Here is a 16,707-nt window from a genome sequence, read left to right on the forward strand (position 1 = left end):
TCCGACCCGGGGTCAGACCGACACGGTCGTCACGGGCAGGGACGAGTCCGGCGCGAACGCGAGATCGCTCGGCGAGCCGCCGTCCATGATGACGCGGGCCGCGAGCGCGGCCACCATCGCGCCGTTGTCGGTGCACAGCGAGAAGGGCGGGACGGCGAGCGAGATGTCAGCGGCCGCGCAGCGTTCGGCCGTGAGCTCGCGCAGCCGCGAATTCGCGGCCACTCCCCCGCCGAGCAGCAGGTTGCGGATCCCGTGCTCGCGGCATGCGAGGATCGCCTTGGACGTCACGACGTCCACGACGGCCTCCTGGAACGACGCCGCGATGTCCGCCACCGGCACGGGCTTCCCTGCCGCCTCGTGCTGCTCGACGCAGCGCGCCACGGCCGTCTTGAGCCCGGAGAACGACCAGTCGTAGCGGTGCGGCCCGGGGGCCTCCGGGGAGCCCATGTACTTGGGCTGCGTGAGACCGCGCGGGAAGCGGAAAGCGCGCGGATCGCCCTGCTTCGCGAGCCGGTCGATGGCCGGGCCGCCGGGGTAGCCGAGGCCGAGGAGCCGGGCGACCTTGTCGTAGGCCTCGCCGGCGGCGTCGTCGATCGTCGAGCCGAGCAGCTCGACGTCGGACGCGATGTTCCGCACGCGGAGGATCTCGGTGTGCCCGCCCGAGACGAGGAGGGCCCCGAGGTCCTCGGGCAGCTCCCCGGCGTAGACGCCGCCGTCGAGCAGCCCGACCCCCACGTGCGCCACGAGGTGGTTGATCGCGAACAGCGGCTTGCCCGTGGCCACGGCCAGCGCCTTCGCGGCGCACACGCCGACCATGAGCGCTCCGGCGAGCCCGGGCCCGGACGTGACGGCGAGCGCGTCGACGTCCTCGAGCGCCACGCCCGCGGTGCCGAGGGCCTCGCGGAGCGTCGGCACCATGGCGTCGAGGTGCGCTCGGGACGCGATCTCCGGGATGACGCCGCCGAAGCGGACGTGCTCCTCCATGGAGGAGGAGACGGTGTTGGCCAGGAGCGTCGCACCACGCACGATCCCCACGCCGGTCTCGTCGCACGAAGACTCGATGCCGAGCACGAGCGGCTGGTTCACTGGGTTCCTCCCTCGCCCGAGGGCGGGACCTCGAGCGGCAGCTGCATGATGAGCGCGTCGACGCCGTCGCGGTAGTAGCGGCGGCGCGTGTGGATCTGCGCGAAGCCGAAGCGCCGGTACAGGCCCTGCGCGCGCGGATTGTCGGCCCGGACCTCGAGCAGCACATCCCGGGCGCCGCGGCGGCGCGCCTCCGCGATGAGCTCCGTGAGCACCGCGGAGCCGATCCCGAGGCCCTCGCGCTCGGGCACGACGGCGATGGTCTGCACATCGGCGATCGGCGGCACGCACATGACTCCCGCATACGCGACGATCCGCGGCACCCCATCGGGCCCGGCCTCCTCCGCCACGTAGTAGCGGCGCGTCGACGGCTGCGAGAGCTCGTCGCGGAACATGCGCTCGGGCCACGCGTCGATCGGGAAGAGCGCCAGCTCGAGCTCGTGCACGGCGGGAACGTCCGCCTCGGTCATGTCGCGGAGCACGACGCCGCGAGGCATCCCGCCAGCTTGGGCCGCGGCACTCATAGGGCCTTCTTCCGCGGGCCGGGCACTTGGGCGTCCGATTCGCGCAGATACTTCGGCGCGGTGTCCAGAAGCGCTTCCCCGCGGGCGAGCCGCTCGACGGCCGCGTGCCCGAGCGAGGCCGCGGTCGGTTGGGCGCGCTCGAAGCCGGGGACGACGGCGGCGCCCGCCTCCGCGAGCTTCTCGCCGTAGATTCCCGCACCCGAGCCGTACACGGGGAGTGCCGGAAGCGCGTCCGGGTAGGCGACGTGGGGGCCGTCCGCGAGCGCGCCCGCGGCCGTGTAGCGGGCCCAGTAGACCTCGCGGCGGCGGGCGTCCGTCGCGACGAGGAAGTCGGACGACGGCGGCGCGGGCCGCTGCCCGTCCGGCGCGCCGAGCGTGGAGGTCGAGCGGACGGAGTCTGCCTGCGCAGGGGTCCCCGCGAGCACGTCCCACGCGATCGCGTCGAGGCTCATGAGGCCGGCGAGGGGCGTGCCCCAGGCGAACGCGAGGGCGCGGGCCGTCGCGATCCCCGAGCGCAGGCCCGTGAACGGCCCCGGCCCGACGCCCACGACGATCCTGTCCACGGCCGCCCCCGTGAGGTCCTGCTCCGCGAGGAGGGCCCGGATGGCGGGCGCGAGGACCTCGGCATGGGACTTGGTGTCTTCCGTGGCGAACTCGGCGAGGACCGACGCCTCGCGCTCGTCGCCGTGCCAGCGCAGGATCGCGGCGGAGGCAATCGCGGAGGTGTCGATCGCGAGCAGGATCATCGCTTGCCTCCCGTCGGCGCCGCGGCCAGCTCGGTCCCCGGCAGCGCGGGCGGCTGTGCCCAGCGCGGACCGAAGCCCCGGACGATCATGAGGCGGGGCTCGTCGTCGTCGTACTCCTCGTCGACGGGTGCGTCGTCGAGGTCGGGATCGAAGTCCATGTCCGGGTCCGCGTCGACCGCGCCCGCCCACACGCCGGGGCCGGCCGGCCCGCGGACGAGCTCGATGTCGAGCCACGACTCCGCGAGGTGCTCGACGCGCCCGCGGCCCCACTCGACGACCGTGACGGAGGAATCCGCCCAGTTCTCGAGGTCGAGGTCGTCGATCTCCCCCTCGCCCTCGAGGCGGTACGCGTCGACGTGCACGAGGTCGGGGCCCCCTGGCCGGGGCCCGTCCGGCAGGTTCGGGTGGATGCGGACCAGGACGAACGTCGGTGAGATGATTCCGCCGCGCACCCCGAGGCCCGCGCCGAGGCCCTGCGTGAACGTCGTCTTGCCGGCGCCGAGGCCTCCCGTCAGCACGAGGACGTCCCCCGCCTCAAGGATGCGGCCGAGCGCCGCACCGATCGCCTGAGTCTCCTCCGCCGTCGTCGGCCGCGCGCGAAGCTCCCACGCCGGCGAGGCCGACGACGGCGCGGCGGGACCACCGCTCACGCGGCGCCCCCGGCGGTCGTCGCCGCGGCGTCCGCGGGAGCGGAAGCGCGGTGCTCCGCCGAGTCCACGTGGATGCGGGGCACGCGCGGGCTGATCCGCGTGACGATCTCGTAGTTGATGGTGCCGGCGGCGCGCGCCCAGTCGTCGGCCGTGGGGCCGCCGTCCTCGCCCGTGCCGAACAGGACCGCCTCGGAGCCGGCGACCGCCTCGAGATCGGCCTCGGGGCCGAGGTCCACGACCATCTGGTCCATCGCGACGCGGCCCACGACCCGGTACGTCCGGTCCGCGATCCGGACCGGGCCGCCGTCCGACGTGCGCGGAACCCCGTCCGCGTAGCCGAGCGGGATGAGCCCGAGCGCGCTCTCCCCTGGCGTGCGGTACGTGAGTCCGTAGCTCACGCCCTGGCCGGCCGGGACGCGCTTGCACTGGGACACGAGCGTGCGCAGGGTCATGGCGGGGCGCAGGCCCAGATCGCGCGCGGACTGCTCGGGGAAAGGGGACAGGCCATATACCGAGATGCCCGCGCGCACGAGGTCGAAGTGCGAGTCGGGCCGCGAGAAGATCGCGGGCGAATTGGCGATATGGCGGACCTCGAGGTCGCAGCCGGCGTCCTCGGCGAGCGCAACCGCGTCGCGAAACACGTCGAGCTGGACGTCCGTCTCGGGGCGGTCGGGCTCGTCCGCCACGGCGAGGTGGCTGAACACGCCGACCACGCGCAGGAGCCCCTGATCCTGGTAGTCGGTGGCCTCGTCGAGCACCGACTCCCAGCGGTCCGGGGTCACGCCGTTGCGGCCCAGACCCGTGTCGATCTTGAGGTGCACGCGAGCGGGGCGCTCCTGCTCGCGCGCTGCCTGGACGATCTGGCCGAGCTCCCAGCCTGAGCAGCCAAGGTCGACGCCGGCGCCCACCGCCGCGGAGAAGTTGCTCTCGGCCGTGTGCAGCCAGGCGAGAGTCGGGGCCTCGATGCCCGCGGCGCGCAGCGCGAGGGCCTCGCCGATGTGCGCGACCCCGAGCCACGACGCGCCCGCCTCGAGCGCCGCGCGCGCCACGGGGACGGCCCCGTGGCCGTAGGCATCCGCCTTCACAACCGCCATCACGCGGGAGGGTGCGGCGACGGTGCGCAGCAGGCGAACGTTGTGGCGAATCGCCTCAAGATCGACGACGGCGGCCCTCTCCGGGAGGCGTTCGGCTGCGGGGTGGAGCGTGGAAGTCACGCCCACGAGTCTATTCCAGCCCGGGGAAACCGTAGCCTTGTAGGGTGCAGCACCAGGACCGCGTGGCGATGATCAGCCTCCACACGTCGCCCCTCGAGCAACCCGGCGCGGGCGACGCGGGCGGCATGAACGTCTATATCAGCCACCTCGCGCGCGCCCTCGCGGCGGACGGTCTCGGGGTGGACATCTTCACGCGAGCAACCGATCCGGCCCAGCCGGACACGGTCGCGATCGCCCCCGGCGTCTCGGTACACCACATCTCGGCCGGACCGCCTCGGCGCCTTGCGAAGGAGCAGATGCCGCCGCTCGCCGACGAATTCGCGGAGGGCATCCTCGACCGCATGGACGGCCTGACGCGCCCGCGGGCCGTCCACAGCCACTACTGGGTCTCGGGCCTTGCGGGGCTGCGCGCGGCGAGGGAATGGGACGTCCCGCTCGTGCACACGATGCACACGATGGCGCGCGTGAAGAACCGCCATCTCGCCGCGGGTGACGTGCCAGAACCCTCGTGGCGCGAGCGTGGAGAGCAGCGCATCGCCGAGGCTGCAGCACGCTTCACGGCCAACACGGCCGCCGAGCGAGACGAACTCGTCCGGCACTACGGCGTGGACGAGGACCTCATCGACGTCGTGAGCCCGGGGGTCGACCTCGACGTCTTCCGGCCGGCGTTCCGCTCGCGGGCTCGTGTCGCGTCCGGCGTGCCGGCCGCCTCGTTCCACGTCCTGTTCGCCGGCCGCCTCCAGCGTCTCAAGGGGCCGCAGGTCCTCGTGGCCGCGGCGGGCGAGCTGCGCCGCCGTCGTCCGGACATCCCGCTCGTGGTGAGCGTCATCGGCGCGCCGAGCGGCTCGCTCGGCCTGGACCTCGACGAGCTCGCGCGGGAGGAGGGGCTCGACGGCGTGGTGCACCGCCTGCCGCCCGTCCCGGCCGGCGTCCTCGCCGAGTGGTTCCGCTCCGCGGACGTGCTTGCTATGCCGAGCTACTCCGAGTCCTTCGGGCTCGTCGCGCTCGAGGCGCAGGCGTGCGGCACCCCCGTGGTCGCGGCGCGCGTGGGCGGGCTCCCGAAGGCGGTGTGCGACGGGCGCACGGGCTTCCTGGTCCAGGGCCACGACCCCGCCGACTGGGCGGCCGTGCTCGAGCAGCTCTACGACGACCCCGTGACGCGCGTGGACCTGGGCCGGGCCGCGTCGATGTACGCGCAGCGCTTCGGTTGGGACCAGACCGCCGAGGGCACGCGCGCCGCGTACCGGCGAGCCGTGCGCGCCCATGCGGCGGCGCATCCGGTGGTCGTCTCGCCGTCTGTCTAAGCCGTGCGCCGTTGGACTGCACGCAGTCATACCGCGCGGTAGGGTGGCCCCATGAGCGCCCCGGCAGCGACGCCAAGCGACCTCGAAATCGCCCAGTCCGCGACCCTTCGCCCCATCCAGGACATCGCCGCGGGCGTGGGACTCCCCCTCGACGCCCTCGAGCTGTACGGGCGGTACAAGGCCAAGATCGACGTCGACCGCCTGCCGCGGGCGGGACGGCTCGGCCAGGTGGTGCTCGTCTCGGGCGTCTCCCCGACCCCAGCGGGCGAAGGGAAGTCGACGCTCACCGTGGGCCTCGCGGACTCGCTCGCGCGGGCCGGGAAGCGCACCATGGTCGCCCTGCGCGAGCCGAGCCTCGGCCCGATCCTCGGGATGAAGGGTGGCGCGACGGGCGGCGGCCGGTCGCAGGTGCTGCCCATGGAGGACATCAACCTCCACTTCACGGGCGACTTCCACGCGATCACGAGCGCGAACAACGCGCTGTGTGCGCTCATCGACAACCACATCTTCCAGGGCAACGAGCTCGGGATCGACCCCCGGCGCATCTCGTTCCGCCGGGTCATGGACATGAACGATCGGGCCCTGCGGGAGATCGTCGTGGGCCTGGGCGGCCCCGCGCAGGGAGTCCCTCGGCAGGACGGCTTCGACATCACGGTCGCGTCCGAGGTCATGGCCGTGTTCTGCCTCGCCAGCTCGGCCGCTGACCTCACCGAGCGCCTCGCGCGCATCACCGTGGGGTACACGTACGGGCGCAAGCCCGTCACGGTGGCAGACCTCGGCGCCCAAGGCGTCATGGCGATGCTGCTCAAGGACGCGATCAAGCCGAACCTCGTCCAGACGCTCGCCGGGACGCCCGCGCTCGTGCACGGGGGCCCGTTCGCGAATATCGCGCACGGCTGCAACTCGGTCCTCGCGACGACGACGGCGCGCCGGCTCGCCGAGGTCGTCGTGACGGAGGCCGGCTTCGGCGCGGACCTCGGCGCCGAGAAGTTCGTGGACATCAAGGCGAGGTACGCGGACGTGGCGCCTTCCGCCGTCGTCCTCGTGGCGACCGTCCGCGCGCTCAAGATGCACGGCGGCGTGCCGAAGGATCGCCTCCGCGAGCCGGACGCGGCCGCGGTGGCCCGCGGGACGGCGAACCTCGCGCGGCACGTGGCGACGGTGCGCAAGCTAGGCCTCGAGCCGATCGTCGCCGTCAATCAATTCACGGCGGACACACCCGCCGAACTCGACGCGATCCTCGACTGGTGCCGCGGTGCAGGGCTGCGCGCGGCGGTCGCGGACGTCTGGGGCCGGGGCGGAGGGGGCGACGGCGGCGACGAACTCGCGCGCGAAGTGCTCGCCGCACTCGAGTCGCCGGGGAGGTGCCGGCAGCTCTATCCGCTCGAGGCGACCGTCGAGGAGAAGATCCTGACGATCGTCCGGGAGGTCTACGGGGGCGCCGACGTCGAGTTTTCGGAGCGGGCGTGCCGCCAGCTCGCGCAGATCCGCGAGAACGGCTGGGACCGCCTCCCCGTATGCATGGCGAAGACCCAGTATTCCTTCACGGACGACGCCTCGCGCCTTGGCGCGCCCGAGGGCTTCACGGTGCACGTGCGCGAGCTGTGGCCGCGCACGGGCGCGGGGTTCATCGTGGCCGTGACCGGGGCGCTCATGACGATGCCCGGACTCCCGAAGGAACCCGCCGCGCTGCGGATGGGGCTCGACGGGCAAGGGCGAGCGGTCGGCCTGTTCTGACGGCTCTCGTGCCTCTGGGACGGGTGTGCCACGGTGACGTCGCAACCCCGTCGAGGACCGAAAACTTGTAGAGTTTGACTTGACAACGCTGACCAGATGGGGGCCAGCACGAAGGGCACGACGGACTATGCAGCTGCGTGAACTCAGCACCCTCACGGGTATGCCGATCGCAAGCATCAAGTACTACCTCCGGGAGGGAATCCTCCCCGCCGGAAGCCGAGTGAGCGCCACGCGCTCCGACTACTCCGAGGCGCACGTCCGTCGGATCAAGACCATCCAGACCCTCCGCAGCGTCAACGGGCTGAGCGTGGCCCAGATCCGCCAGATCGTGGCCCTCGTGGACGGCGGCGCGAGCAGCCTCGAGATCCTCAAGGGCCTCCAGCACGAGCTCCAGTCGCTCGGCGAGCCCCTCCCCGGCGAGACCGGCGCCGGGGACGCCGGCGTGAAGCAGCGCGGCTGGCCCGACATCCCGACCGCGGCGCGCGGAGCACTCGAGGACCACCTCGAGCACATGGGTGCGCTCGGAATCACGATCCCGACCGAGGCGCTCGAGACCTACAGCCGCGCCGTGGACCTCATCGCTAACGTCGACGTCAACGATGCGGCGTCCGCCGAGGACCTCGACACCCTCGTGACGCGCACCGCCGTCGGCATGCACATGCATTCGCAGCTCGTGCTCAAGCTCCTCGCCCTCGCGCAGGCGAGCCGCCTTATCGCGCTCTACGGGCCGGGGCCCGCGCCCGTGCCCGCCGACGCGGGCGCGGTCGCCGACGCCAGCGCGCCCGCGGGCCCGGCAATTCCGGACCCGCAGGCGCCGCCCGATCCACTCACGCTGTTGGCGCCGCCTCCGGCGGAAGCGTAGGTGCTGCCGGCGCCGCCTGCGTGACGGAGGCGGGCTTGATGTTCTGGTTGACGTGGAAGAAGTTGTCCGGATCGTACTTCGCCTTCACCTCGGCGAGCCGGGCGTAGTTGGAGCCGAGCGTCGCCTCGATGCGCGGCAGGTCGTCGGCATCCTGGAAGTTGAGGTAGCCGCCCGGCTCCGAGTACTCGTGCAGAGCCGACCAGTAGCTCCGGACCCACGCGATGTTCGACTCGTTCTCCGACGCGTCGGGCCACTGGCCCGCGATCGCCGGGGAGAACCCGACGTCCCGGTGGGCGAACGCCGTCGCTTCGGGGGCGACACGCTGCACCGCGCCGTCGATCGGATAGAAGTGATTGGCAGAGTGCGGCGTCGGGATCCCCGGCGCGTACTCGACCGCGACACGCAGCGCGTCGTCGGACAGGGTCCGCAGGAAGTCCGCCTTCCAGTACCCCTGGAGGCCGGGGATGCCGTTGAGTCCGTCGAACATGATGTTGAGCGCGGGGTAGGGCATCGGGGCGAACATCGAACCGAGCACGGGAGCCGCGTCGAGCATCGGCTGCCAATGCGCCGGCCCCTCGTCGACATTCCCGGTCCACATGCCTCCCACCACCGCGATGGGCCTTCCGTGCCATTCCTCGGGCAGGAACGGCACCGGCGGCCCCTGGTGGAACCCGTAGAACGCGCCCATCTCCTCGGGCTGGGACGCGATCCATTCGCGGTACGCGGCGCCAGCCTGGACCCCGTGTGCCGCGTCGTAGAAGATGAGGCCCACGTGCACCATGTCCACGGGGTGCAGCTGGAACTCGAGGGACGTCACGGCGCCGAAGTTCCCGCTGCCGCCGCGGAGCGCCCAGAACAGATCTGCGTTCTCTGCCTCGCTCGCGGTCACGAAGCTTCCGTCGGCCAGGACCACGTCCGCCGAGATGAGGTTGTCGCACGCAAGGCCGTACTTCCGCGCCAAATAGCCGATCCCACCGCCGAGGGTGAGCCCCGCGACGCCGGTCGAACCGATGATCCCGCCCGTGCTCGCGAGCCCGAACGCATGCGTGGCATGGTTGAAGTCGGCCCATGTCGCGCCCGCCTCGACGCGTGCCGTCCGTCGTGCCGGGTCGACCCGGACCCCGCGGCGAGCCGAGAAGTCGAGGACGAGCCCGCCGTCGACCGTTCCGAAGCCTGGCGCGCTGTGGCCGCCACCGCGCAGCGCGAGGTCGAGGCCCAGCCCGTGCGCGTACCTGATGGCCGCCATGACGTCGGCCACCTGGCTGACGCGCAGCACGGCCGCGGGACGCCGGTCCACCATGCCGTTGAAGACAAGGCGTGCCTCGTCGTATTCGGGGTCGTCGCTCTCGATGACCTGGCCGCGCACCTGCTCGCGAAGCGCATCAAACCGCTCGGTGCCCATGGCAATCTCCCGACGTGCATGAGACCGGAGCACGCACGTCCGCGTAGGATCCCAGCCAGGCGCGCGCGATAACAGCTCCGGTCTACGTCGCCGAGGCAGGACCGTCAAGGACCCGGCCCGCGGATTTGCCCCCTGGGAGGCCGCGCGCCGCCGTCGTCCGTTCAGCGGACGACGGCGGCGCCCGCCTCACGCGAGCAGCTTGCCCCAGCGCGGGTCGAGCAGGGGCGCCTCGGCCAGCTGGAGGCAGCGCCACAGGGTGACGGCGACCGAGTCGAGCGCGGCGACCCCGGTCTCCTCCTCGACGCGGGCCACAAGGGGCGCGCCGTACAGGTTCGTGCACAGGTACACGAGCGCGTCGGGCCGCTCGGCGGCGAGCTCGAGCGATCCGGGGAGGAGCTCCTGCGGGGTCACCCGCGCGAACGATTCGTTGTCGCTCAGGCCGAGGGCGCGGTGGCCGGTCACCCGGACTCCCTCGGCGGCGTACCTCGAGACCACCTCCAGATTCACGTCCGCGGTGTACGGGGTCACGAGTCCTACGGTCTCCAGGCCGAACTCGCGGAACGCGTCAAGGTACGCGAGCGTCGAGGTCGTTGACGGGATGCCTGTGGCCGCGGTGATCTCGGCAACGATCTCGCGATCGTGATCGGGCCCGAGCCAGGAGCCGGACGTGCCGTTCCACGCGATGACGTCGACGTGCGCGGTCGCGAGCAGCTCGGCGGCTCGCCGCATGCCCTCGGCGTCGAACTGTCGGTCGGAGCCGGAGTCGAGCGCGATCCGGGTCACGGGGATCCTGGTCGAATGGATCGTGACGTCCTCGCGGTCGCCGAGAATCCGATAGGTCATGGGTTCGAGGCACGTGTTGGACGACGGCACGATCATGCCGATCCGCGCGGGCCGGTTTGCCTGGACCATCGTCACTCCCCTTCTTCACGGGCGCGGACGCCGACGGCTGCGAAACTCTGGCCGCCCGGATCCTGAGCCGCCTGCTGTTCCGCCTCCCGATAGCCGAGCCGGGGCACGAACCGGCCCACCGGCCCTGGGTCGTGGAAGCCGTGCTCGTCGAGCACCACGCGGCCTCCCGCGACGACGTTCTGGGGCCAGCCGCGCAGCTCCCGCCCGTCGAACGGCGAGAAGTCGGTGCCCATGTGGAGGGCGCGGCCGTCGACGGTCCGCGATTCGGCCGGATCGAAGACCACGAGGTCCGCGTCGCATCCCGGCGCGATGACACCCTTTCCGGGGAGCCCGTTGATCCGGGCGGGTGCCGCGGAGAACAGCTCCACGAAGCGCTCGAGCAGCCGCGACCCGGGTGGGCCGGCCGCTGCCGGGGACGTGCCGTCGTCCGTTCCCTGCGGGCCGAACGCCTCGGGCCCGGCAACGCCGAGCGCCTCGGCCAGCGCCGTGAACGCAACCGGCATCCGGGTCTCGACGCCGGGGAGCCCGTGGGGCATGTGCCGAATGTCGTCCGTGCGCTCGCGCTTCTGCGTCAGGTCGTAGCACGAGTGGTCGCTCGAGACCGTGTGCACGGATCCCTCCGCGAAGCGCTCCCGCAGGGCCGCGACGGTCTCCGGCGAGCGCATGGGCGGGCAGCACGCAAACCATTCGGGGAAGCGCGAGGCGTAGACGCCGTCGTCGAGCACGAGGTAGTGCGGGCACGTCTCGGAATGGATCGCGAGGCCGCGGGCGCGCGCCTCGGCGACGAGGTCCACGGCGCCGGGCGTGGACTGGTGCACGAAGTACACGGGCGCGCCCGTGTACTCGGCCATCGCGAGGACCTCGCGGACGGAGGCCTCCTCGGCGAGCTCGGGGCGCGTCTCGTGCAGGTGCTCGATGCCGATCGTCCCCGCGTCCGCGTGCGCCTGGGTGCAGTCGGCGATCATGGCGTCGTGCTCGGCGTGGACGTACGTGAGGCCGTCGAGGCGGGCCATCTCGCGCATGACCTTGAGGACGGTGTCGTTGTCCGCCCTCGTGGTCCCGCGGTTGGTCATGTAGAGCTTGACCGAGCGGATTCCGAGCGCTGCGAGCTCCTCGAGCTGGGACGGGACGGTCTCGTCCCACTCGATGACGGAGCCGTGGAGGGCGACGTCGCAGCGCGCCTCGCGGGCGAGCTCAAGCTTGTTCTTCGCGGCCTCGAGCGGAGTCTCGCCCGCGTCGCGGGGGATGCCGAAGTCCAGGATCGTCGTGGTCCCGCCCCACAGGGCGGCGGTCGAGGTCACGGCGAAATCGTCGAGCGTGCGGAAGGGGCCCGTCACCTGGGCTACGTGGCAGTGGGCGTCGACGCCGCCGGGGATGACCACGCGGCCGGCCGCGTCGATCACTCGGTCGGCGGCGGGCACCGGCTCGCTCGCGTCGACGACGGCGGTGACCCGTCCGCCGTCGACGACGACGTGGGCGGCGCGGGTGCCGAAGGAGTTGACCACGACGCCGTGGGCAATCACGAGGTCGTTCATGCGAGCGCCCCGCTCTCGAGCCGCGCAGCGCCGAGCGCCGCATCGAGGGCCGGGCCGAGGCCAGCGCGCCTCTTGGGTGGCGGCGCGGCAAACGAGCCCGCCCGGTGCGGCCCCGAGCGCAAGCCGACCACCGCCTCGGCGAGCCGGATTCCGGCGCCGATCCCGTCGACCACGGGCACCGGGATCTCAGACTCGACGTGACGGGCCAGCCCCGCGAGCGGCGCCCCAGCCAGGATCACGGCGTCGGCGCCGTCCTCCGCGACGGCGAGCCGGGCGAGCTCGACAAGGGTCGGCCGGAAGTCGTCCTGGACCGTTCCGATGCCGCGCAGCGCCTCCTTGATCGATCGGATCGACGCGAGGCGGCTGCCGAAGCCGAAGTGCTCGACGCACTCGCGGTACCACGCCGTGATGCGGTCCGAGATTGCGATGATCGAGAAGCGGTGGCCCTGGAGCGCCGCCGCGCACAGCGCCGCCTCCGTGATCCCGATGACCGGGACGTCCACGAGTTCCTTGAGCGCGGGCATGCCAGGGTCCCCGAACGCGGCCACGACCACGCCGTCAACCGCTTGACCGCCGCCAGCCGCCGCGCAGTGCTCGGCGATGACCTCCGCGACAGCGCCGGCGGCGAGCACGGCCTCGAAGCGGGTCTCGATGTACTCGACGCCCCGCGGGGCCGTGCGCACCACAAGCTCGGTCGAGGGGTCCGCGGAACGCTCCGCCTCGGCGCGGATCAACTCCGTCACGTCTTCGCTGATGTTCGGATTGACGACGAGAAGTCTCATAGGTGGTTCCTTGAAGTGTTTCAGGCGGCGACTCCGCCAGCCGCTTGCGCCGATGATTCCGGCCGGCGCGGGCGGGTCAGACCGTGTCGGGATACTGCTCTCTGTACTTGCCGATGTGGTGGGCAGACTGGGTCGCCGCACGCTCGGGGTCGCCGCTCGCGATGGCGGCGAGGAGGTCGCGATGCTCCTGGACGAGTTCGGGCAGGTCCGTGACGTGCCGGAAGAGCCAGTGCATGCGGCCCTGAAGCGGTTCGAGCGCGGTCCGGAGGAAGCCGTTGTCCGCGATCCGGGTCACCTCGTCGTGGAACTCGCTGTTGAGCCGGTGCGCCTCGTTGATGCTGCCCCGGGACAGCGCGCCCACGGCTCGGGAGAGGAGCCCTTCGAGCCGTTCGATGTCCTCCGGCGTGGCCCGCTGGGCGGCGAGCCTGCACGCGAGAACCTCAAGCGAGAGCCGGACGTCGAAGAGGTCCTCGACGTCCTTCTCGCTGAGCGACGCGACGACCAAGCCGCGGGAGGCCCGTTCGGCGAGGACGCCTTCCTGGACGAGCATCCGCAGCGCTTCCCGGATGGGAAGGCGAGAGACGTTGAACTCCGCGGCGAGGTCCCGCTCGATGAGGCGCGTCCCCGGGGCGTAGTGGCCCTCGAAGATCCGTGTCCGGAGCGTGTCGCGGATCACCTCGCGCAGCGGTCGGTCGCGCTGCTGCTCCTCGGCGGGCTGTGCCATGCGGGTCTCCCCCTTGGTTCGGGCTGCGCTGGACGCGCAGCGGACGCGGTTCGATTCCATTCGACCACGGGCCTGCCGGTTGGGCCCGGGTTGGCGCCCAACCGGCCGGCCGTGATCACACGGGCAGCCGCTTGCTGTAGTCGAGGACGAGGACGGACGCGCCCATGATGATCGCCGAGCCGACGAAGTACAGGAGGGCGCCCGTGTACCCGCCCGTGGCGCCGACGATGAAGCCGACCGCAATCGGCGTGACGAAGCCCGCGATGTTGCCGCTGAGGTTCATGGCTCCGCCGAGCACCCCGGCGTTCGTCCGGCCGCCCAGCGTCGCGGGAACGGCCCAGAACAGGCCGACCCAGCGCAGGAAGAAGAGGACCACCGAAAGGAGGACGACGGCGGCGATCGGGTCCCCGACGATCGTCACCCCGACGAGGCCCGCCGTGACGATGACGCTCGAGGCGCCGAGGAGCGAGCGCATCACGAGATTCGTGCCGTACCCCTTGGCCCGGAGCCGGTCGGCCAGGGTGCCGCCGAGGATCTCCCCCACGAAGCCCGCGCCGAAGATCACGAACGTCGACCAGCCGATGGTGTTGAGGTTGAAGTGCTTGGCCTGGGCGAGGTACAGCGGACCCCACGTGAGCAGGCCGTAGAACACGCCGTTGAAGCCGAGCCAGCCGAGGCACATGGCCCAGAACGACCGGAACTTCAGGTAGGGCAGGAGCCCGCGGCGGGACGTGCTGCCCGAGGCCTTGGCTTCCTCGTCCTCGGCGCGGTGGGAGGCCTCGATGTATTCGGCCTCGGCGTCGTTGACGGCCCGGTGCTGGCGCGGGTTGTCCCGCACGTACCACCAGATGAAGATGCCGAGGACCGCCGTCGCGATGCCCGCGATGATGAACGCCATGCGCCAGCCGCCGAACGCTGCGATGAGCCCGGTGATGAGGATGCCGCCCACGCCGGCGCCGAGCGGGGCACCCGCGTCGAGAATGGTCGCGCCGCGGCCGCGCTCCTTCGAGTGCATCCAGATGGCGTTGAGCTTGCCGCCCGCGGGCATGACGCCCGCCTCGGTGATCCCAATGCCCATGCGGGCGATGAACATGCTGAGGAACCCGCCGGCCAGCCCGGAGGCCGCGGTCGCGGCGCCCCAGCCGATGCACGATGCGGTGACGACCTTGCGCGGTCCGAACCGGTCGATGAGCCAGCCGACCGGTACCTGCATGAGCGCGTAGGTCCAGAAGAACGCCGAGAGCAGGAGCCCCACGAGCTCGGGGGTGAGGTTGAATTCCTTCTGGATGATGGGAAGCGCCACCGAGATGGACCCTCGGTCCACGTAGTTCACGGTGACGAGGACGAGCAGCAGGACGAAGAGCTTCCAGCGCACGCCGGTGCGCTTGGCCGGGGCCGCGGACTCCTCCGCGGCTTGGCCAGCGCGCTGCGGCGAAGTTTCCTCTTGAAGGGACACGTGTCCTCCTTCACGACATTGGGAAGGGCCGCGCCAGTTTCTGGAATGGCAGGCCCACGGGAGGTGCGCAACGTTTGGTATGGGATCCCTATTTGGGATCCCAAAAAGAACGATACGTGGTGACTCGGACCACAGTCAACAGTTTTGGGATCCCGTTTCGGGATCCCATCTCGAGCAAAGCTTCAGCGCCTCCGGGAAAGACGAGGCGAGCGCCGTCGTCGTCCATTCAGCGGACGACGGCGGCGCTCGCCTTTCGGGGGAAGGTGCGTCTAACGCTCGACCTCGCCGCGGATGAAGGCCTCGACCTGCGCGCGGGCCACGTCGTCCGCGCGCTGCTCCGGCGGAGACTTCATGAAGTACGCGCTCGGGGAGACGAGCGGGCCGCCGATCCCGCGGTCGAGGCCGATCTTCGCCGCGCGCACGGCGTCGATGATCACGCCCGCGGAGTTCGGCGAGTCCCACACCTCGAGCTTGTACTCGAGCGAGACGGGCGCATCGCCGAAGTTGCGGCCCTCAAGGCGCACGAACGCCCACTTGCGGTCGTCGAGCCACTCGACGTAGTCGCTCGGCCCGATATGGACGTCGCGCGGCGCGAGCTCGGCCTCGACGTTCGACATCACGGCCTGGGTCTTCGAGATCTTCTTGGACTGGAGCCGCTCGCGCTCGAGCATGTTCTTGAAGTCCATGTTGCCGCCCACGTTGAGCTGGTACGTGCGGTCCACGGTCACGCCACGGTCCTCGAAGAGCTTGGCGAGCACGCGGTGGGTGATCGTGGCGCCGATCTGGCTCTTGATGTCATCGCCCACGATCGGCACGCCGGCGTCTGTGAACTTCTGCGCCCACTCCGGGACGCCCGCGATGAACACCGGGAGCGCGTTGACGAACGCCACGTGCGCGTCGATCGCGCACTGGGCGTAGAACTTCGCGGCCTTGTCCGAGCCCACCGGAAGGTAGCAGACCAGCACGTCGACCTCGGCATGGCGCAGCGCCTGGACCACGTCGACCGGCTCGGCGTCCGATTCCTCGATCGTCTCGCGGTAGTACTTGCCGAGGCCGTCAAGCGTGTGGCCGCGCTGGACCGTCACGCCGGTCGGCGGGACGTCCGCGATCTTGATCGTGTTGTTCTCGCTCGCCAGGATCGCCTCGGCGAGGTCCACGCCGACCTTCTTGCCGTCGACGTCGAAGGCGGCGACGAACTCAAGGTCGCGCACGTGGTAGGGCCCGAACTCGACGTGCATCAGGCCGGGAACCGTGTCCTCGGGATTCGCGTCGCGGTAGTAGTGCACGCCCTGCACGAGGGAAGCGGCGCAGTTGCCCACGCCGACAATAGCCACACGGATCGAATTCTCAGACACGGTTCTCCTTGCAGATCATCAAGTCCCGGCGGCAGGCATCCGGCGCCGGAGAGCATTGCCATCGTATCCACTCCGCGAGCGCACGCCCCGGCCTAGACTCGACTCACAGACTGTCACAGGAGGGGTAATGGCACGCCGAACCAAGCAGCAGTGGAAAGACATGAGCGCGGGCGGCCGCGCAGGGGTCATCACCATGGGGGCGTTCGACCTCGCCCTCAAGATCCTTGCCTGGCGGGACCTCGCCCGGAGGCCCGCCTCGCAGGTCCGTGGATCGAAGTTCGGTTGGTTCCTCGGGACGTTCGTGAACACGCTCGGGCCGATCGGCTACTTCCTGTTCGGCCGGAAGCGGCCGGAGATCTCGCCGACCCACTACTAGGGCCAAGGGCTAGGGCAGCGGTCCCCACTGCGGACGGGACCCCGC

Annotated in this window: 16 protein-coding genes; 4 read left to right on the top strand and 12 right to left on the bottom strand. The window is 71.4% G+C overall.

Features of this window, described 5'->3' with window-relative positions:
* Window positions 1-12: 12 nt before the first annotated feature.
* The 5 genes from tsaD to alr are packed head-to-tail and all read right to left on the bottom strand — an operon-like array spanning window position 13 to window position 4,223.
* On the bottom strand, window positions 13-1,086 hold the full coding sequence (gene tsaD / locus E6A26_RS14745; RefSeq protein WP_136611956.1) for a tRNA (adenosine(37)-N6)-threonylcarbamoyltransferase complex transferase subunit TsaD: 1,074 nt from the start codon (window positions 1,084-1,086) through the stop codon (window positions 13-15).
* Window positions 1,083-1,607 carry a ribosomal protein S18-alanine N-acetyltransferase gene (gene rimI / locus E6A26_RS14750; RefSeq protein ID WP_136611957.1) on the bottom strand — a complete coding sequence of 175 codons (525 nt, stop codon included), beginning with the start codon at window positions 1,605-1,607 and terminating at the stop codon, window positions 1,083-1,085. The genes tsaD and rimI overlap by 4 nt, the downstream gene beginning before the upstream one ends.
* Window positions 1,604-2,353, bottom strand: coding sequence for a tRNA (adenosine(37)-N6)-threonylcarbamoyltransferase complex dimerization subunit type 1 TsaB (gene tsaB, locus E6A26_RS14755; RefSeq protein ID WP_136611958.1), 750 nt, complete (start codon window positions 2,351-2,353; stop codon window positions 1,604-1,606). The genes rimI and tsaB overlap by 4 nt, the downstream gene beginning before the upstream one ends.
* On the bottom strand, window positions 2,350-3,003 hold the full coding sequence (tsaE, locus tag E6A26_RS14760) for a tRNA (adenosine(37)-N6)-threonylcarbamoyltransferase complex ATPase subunit type 1 TsaE (RefSeq protein WP_136611959.1): 654 nt from the start codon (window positions 3,001-3,003) through the stop codon (window positions 2,350-2,352). The genes tsaB and tsaE overlap by 4 nt, the downstream gene beginning before the upstream one ends.
* Window positions 3,000-4,223 carry an alanine racemase gene (alr, locus tag E6A26_RS14765; RefSeq protein ID WP_136611960.1) on the bottom strand — a complete coding sequence of 408 codons (1,224 nt, stop codon included), beginning with the start codon at window positions 4,221-4,223 and terminating at the stop codon, window positions 3,000-3,002. Before alr ends, tsaE begins: the two co-directional genes overlap by 4 nt.
* A 62-nt stretch (window positions 4,224-4,285) precedes the next feature.
* Between alr and mshA the strand changes: the two genes are divergently transcribed.
* From mshA to E6A26_RS14780, 3 genes are all read left to right on the top strand, one after another.
* Complete coding sequence (gene mshA, locus E6A26_RS14770; RefSeq protein ID WP_136611990.1) at window positions 4,286-5,521, top strand: D-inositol-3-phosphate glycosyltransferase; 1,236 nt, start codon at window positions 4,286-4,288, stop codon at window positions 5,519-5,521.
* Window positions 5,522-5,572: 51 nt separating this feature from the next.
* Entirely contained in the window at window positions 5,573-7,258 is a 1,686-nt protein-coding gene (locus E6A26_RS14775) for a formate--tetrahydrofolate ligase (RefSeq protein ID WP_136611961.1), read from the top strand.
* A gap of 127 nt (window positions 7,259-7,385) precedes the next feature.
* Window positions 7,386-8,120, top strand: coding sequence for a MerR family transcriptional regulator (locus tag E6A26_RS14780; protein WP_136611962.1), 735 nt, complete (start codon window positions 7,386-7,388; stop codon window positions 8,118-8,120).
* Here the strand turns inward: E6A26_RS14780 and E6A26_RS14785 are convergent.
* The 7 genes from E6A26_RS14785 to E6A26_RS14815 all read right to left on the bottom strand — a co-directional run bounded on the left by E6A26_RS14785 (window position 8,086) and on the right by E6A26_RS14815 (window position 16,286).
* Complete coding sequence (locus E6A26_RS14785; protein WP_136611963.1) at window positions 8,086-9,522, bottom strand: FAD-binding oxidoreductase; 1,437 nt, start codon at window positions 9,520-9,522, stop codon at window positions 8,086-8,088. The two genes, E6A26_RS14780 and E6A26_RS14785, sit on opposite strands and share 35 nt — an antisense overlap.
* Window positions 9,523-9,708: 186 nt before the next feature.
* Window positions 9,709-10,434 (bottom strand): maleate cis-trans isomerase family protein, encoded by a 726-nt coding sequence (locus E6A26_RS14790; protein ID WP_136611964.1) that lies wholly within the window; start codon window positions 10,432-10,434, stop codon window positions 9,709-9,711.
* Window positions 10,435-10,436: 2 nt separating this feature from the next.
* A complete protein-coding gene (locus E6A26_RS14795) occupies window positions 10,437-11,969 on the bottom strand; it encodes an amidohydrolase family protein (RefSeq protein ID WP_136611965.1) in 1,533 nt (510 codons plus the stop codon).
* Window positions 11,966-12,751, bottom strand: coding sequence for an aspartate/glutamate racemase family protein (locus E6A26_RS14800; protein ID WP_136611966.1), 786 nt, complete (start codon window positions 12,749-12,751; stop codon window positions 11,966-11,968). The genes E6A26_RS14795 and E6A26_RS14800 overlap by 4 nt, the downstream gene beginning before the upstream one ends.
* 76 nt (window positions 12,752-12,827) lie before the next feature.
* Complete coding sequence (locus tag E6A26_RS14805; RefSeq protein ID WP_136611967.1) at window positions 12,828-13,475, bottom strand: GntR family transcriptional regulator; 648 nt, start codon at window positions 13,473-13,475, stop codon at window positions 12,828-12,830.
* A 115-nt stretch (window positions 13,476-13,590) separates the two neighbouring features.
* Window positions 13,591-14,931, bottom strand: a complete 1,341-nt coding sequence (locus E6A26_RS14810) for an MFS transporter (protein WP_136611968.1) — start codon at window positions 14,929-14,931, stop codon at window positions 13,591-13,593.
* Between the two features lie 269 nt (window positions 14,932-15,200).
* Complete coding sequence (locus E6A26_RS14815) at window positions 15,201-16,286, bottom strand: inositol-3-phosphate synthase (protein WP_136611969.1); 1,086 nt, start codon at window positions 16,284-16,286, stop codon at window positions 15,201-15,203.
* Between the two features lie 127 nt (window positions 16,287-16,413).
* Here E6A26_RS14815 and E6A26_RS14820 point away from each other — a divergent pair, with 127 nt between their 5' ends.
* Window positions 16,414-16,662, top strand: coding sequence for a PLD nuclease N-terminal domain-containing protein (locus tag E6A26_RS14820; RefSeq protein WP_136611970.1), 249 nt, complete (start codon window positions 16,414-16,416; stop codon window positions 16,660-16,662).
* Window positions 16,663-16,707 lie beyond the last annotated feature (45 nt).

The sequence above is a fragment of the Sinomonas albida genome, from assembly GCF_004919045.1.
Taxonomy (GTDB): Bacteria; Actinomycetota; Actinomycetes; order Actinomycetales; family Micrococcaceae; genus Sinomonas; species Sinomonas albida.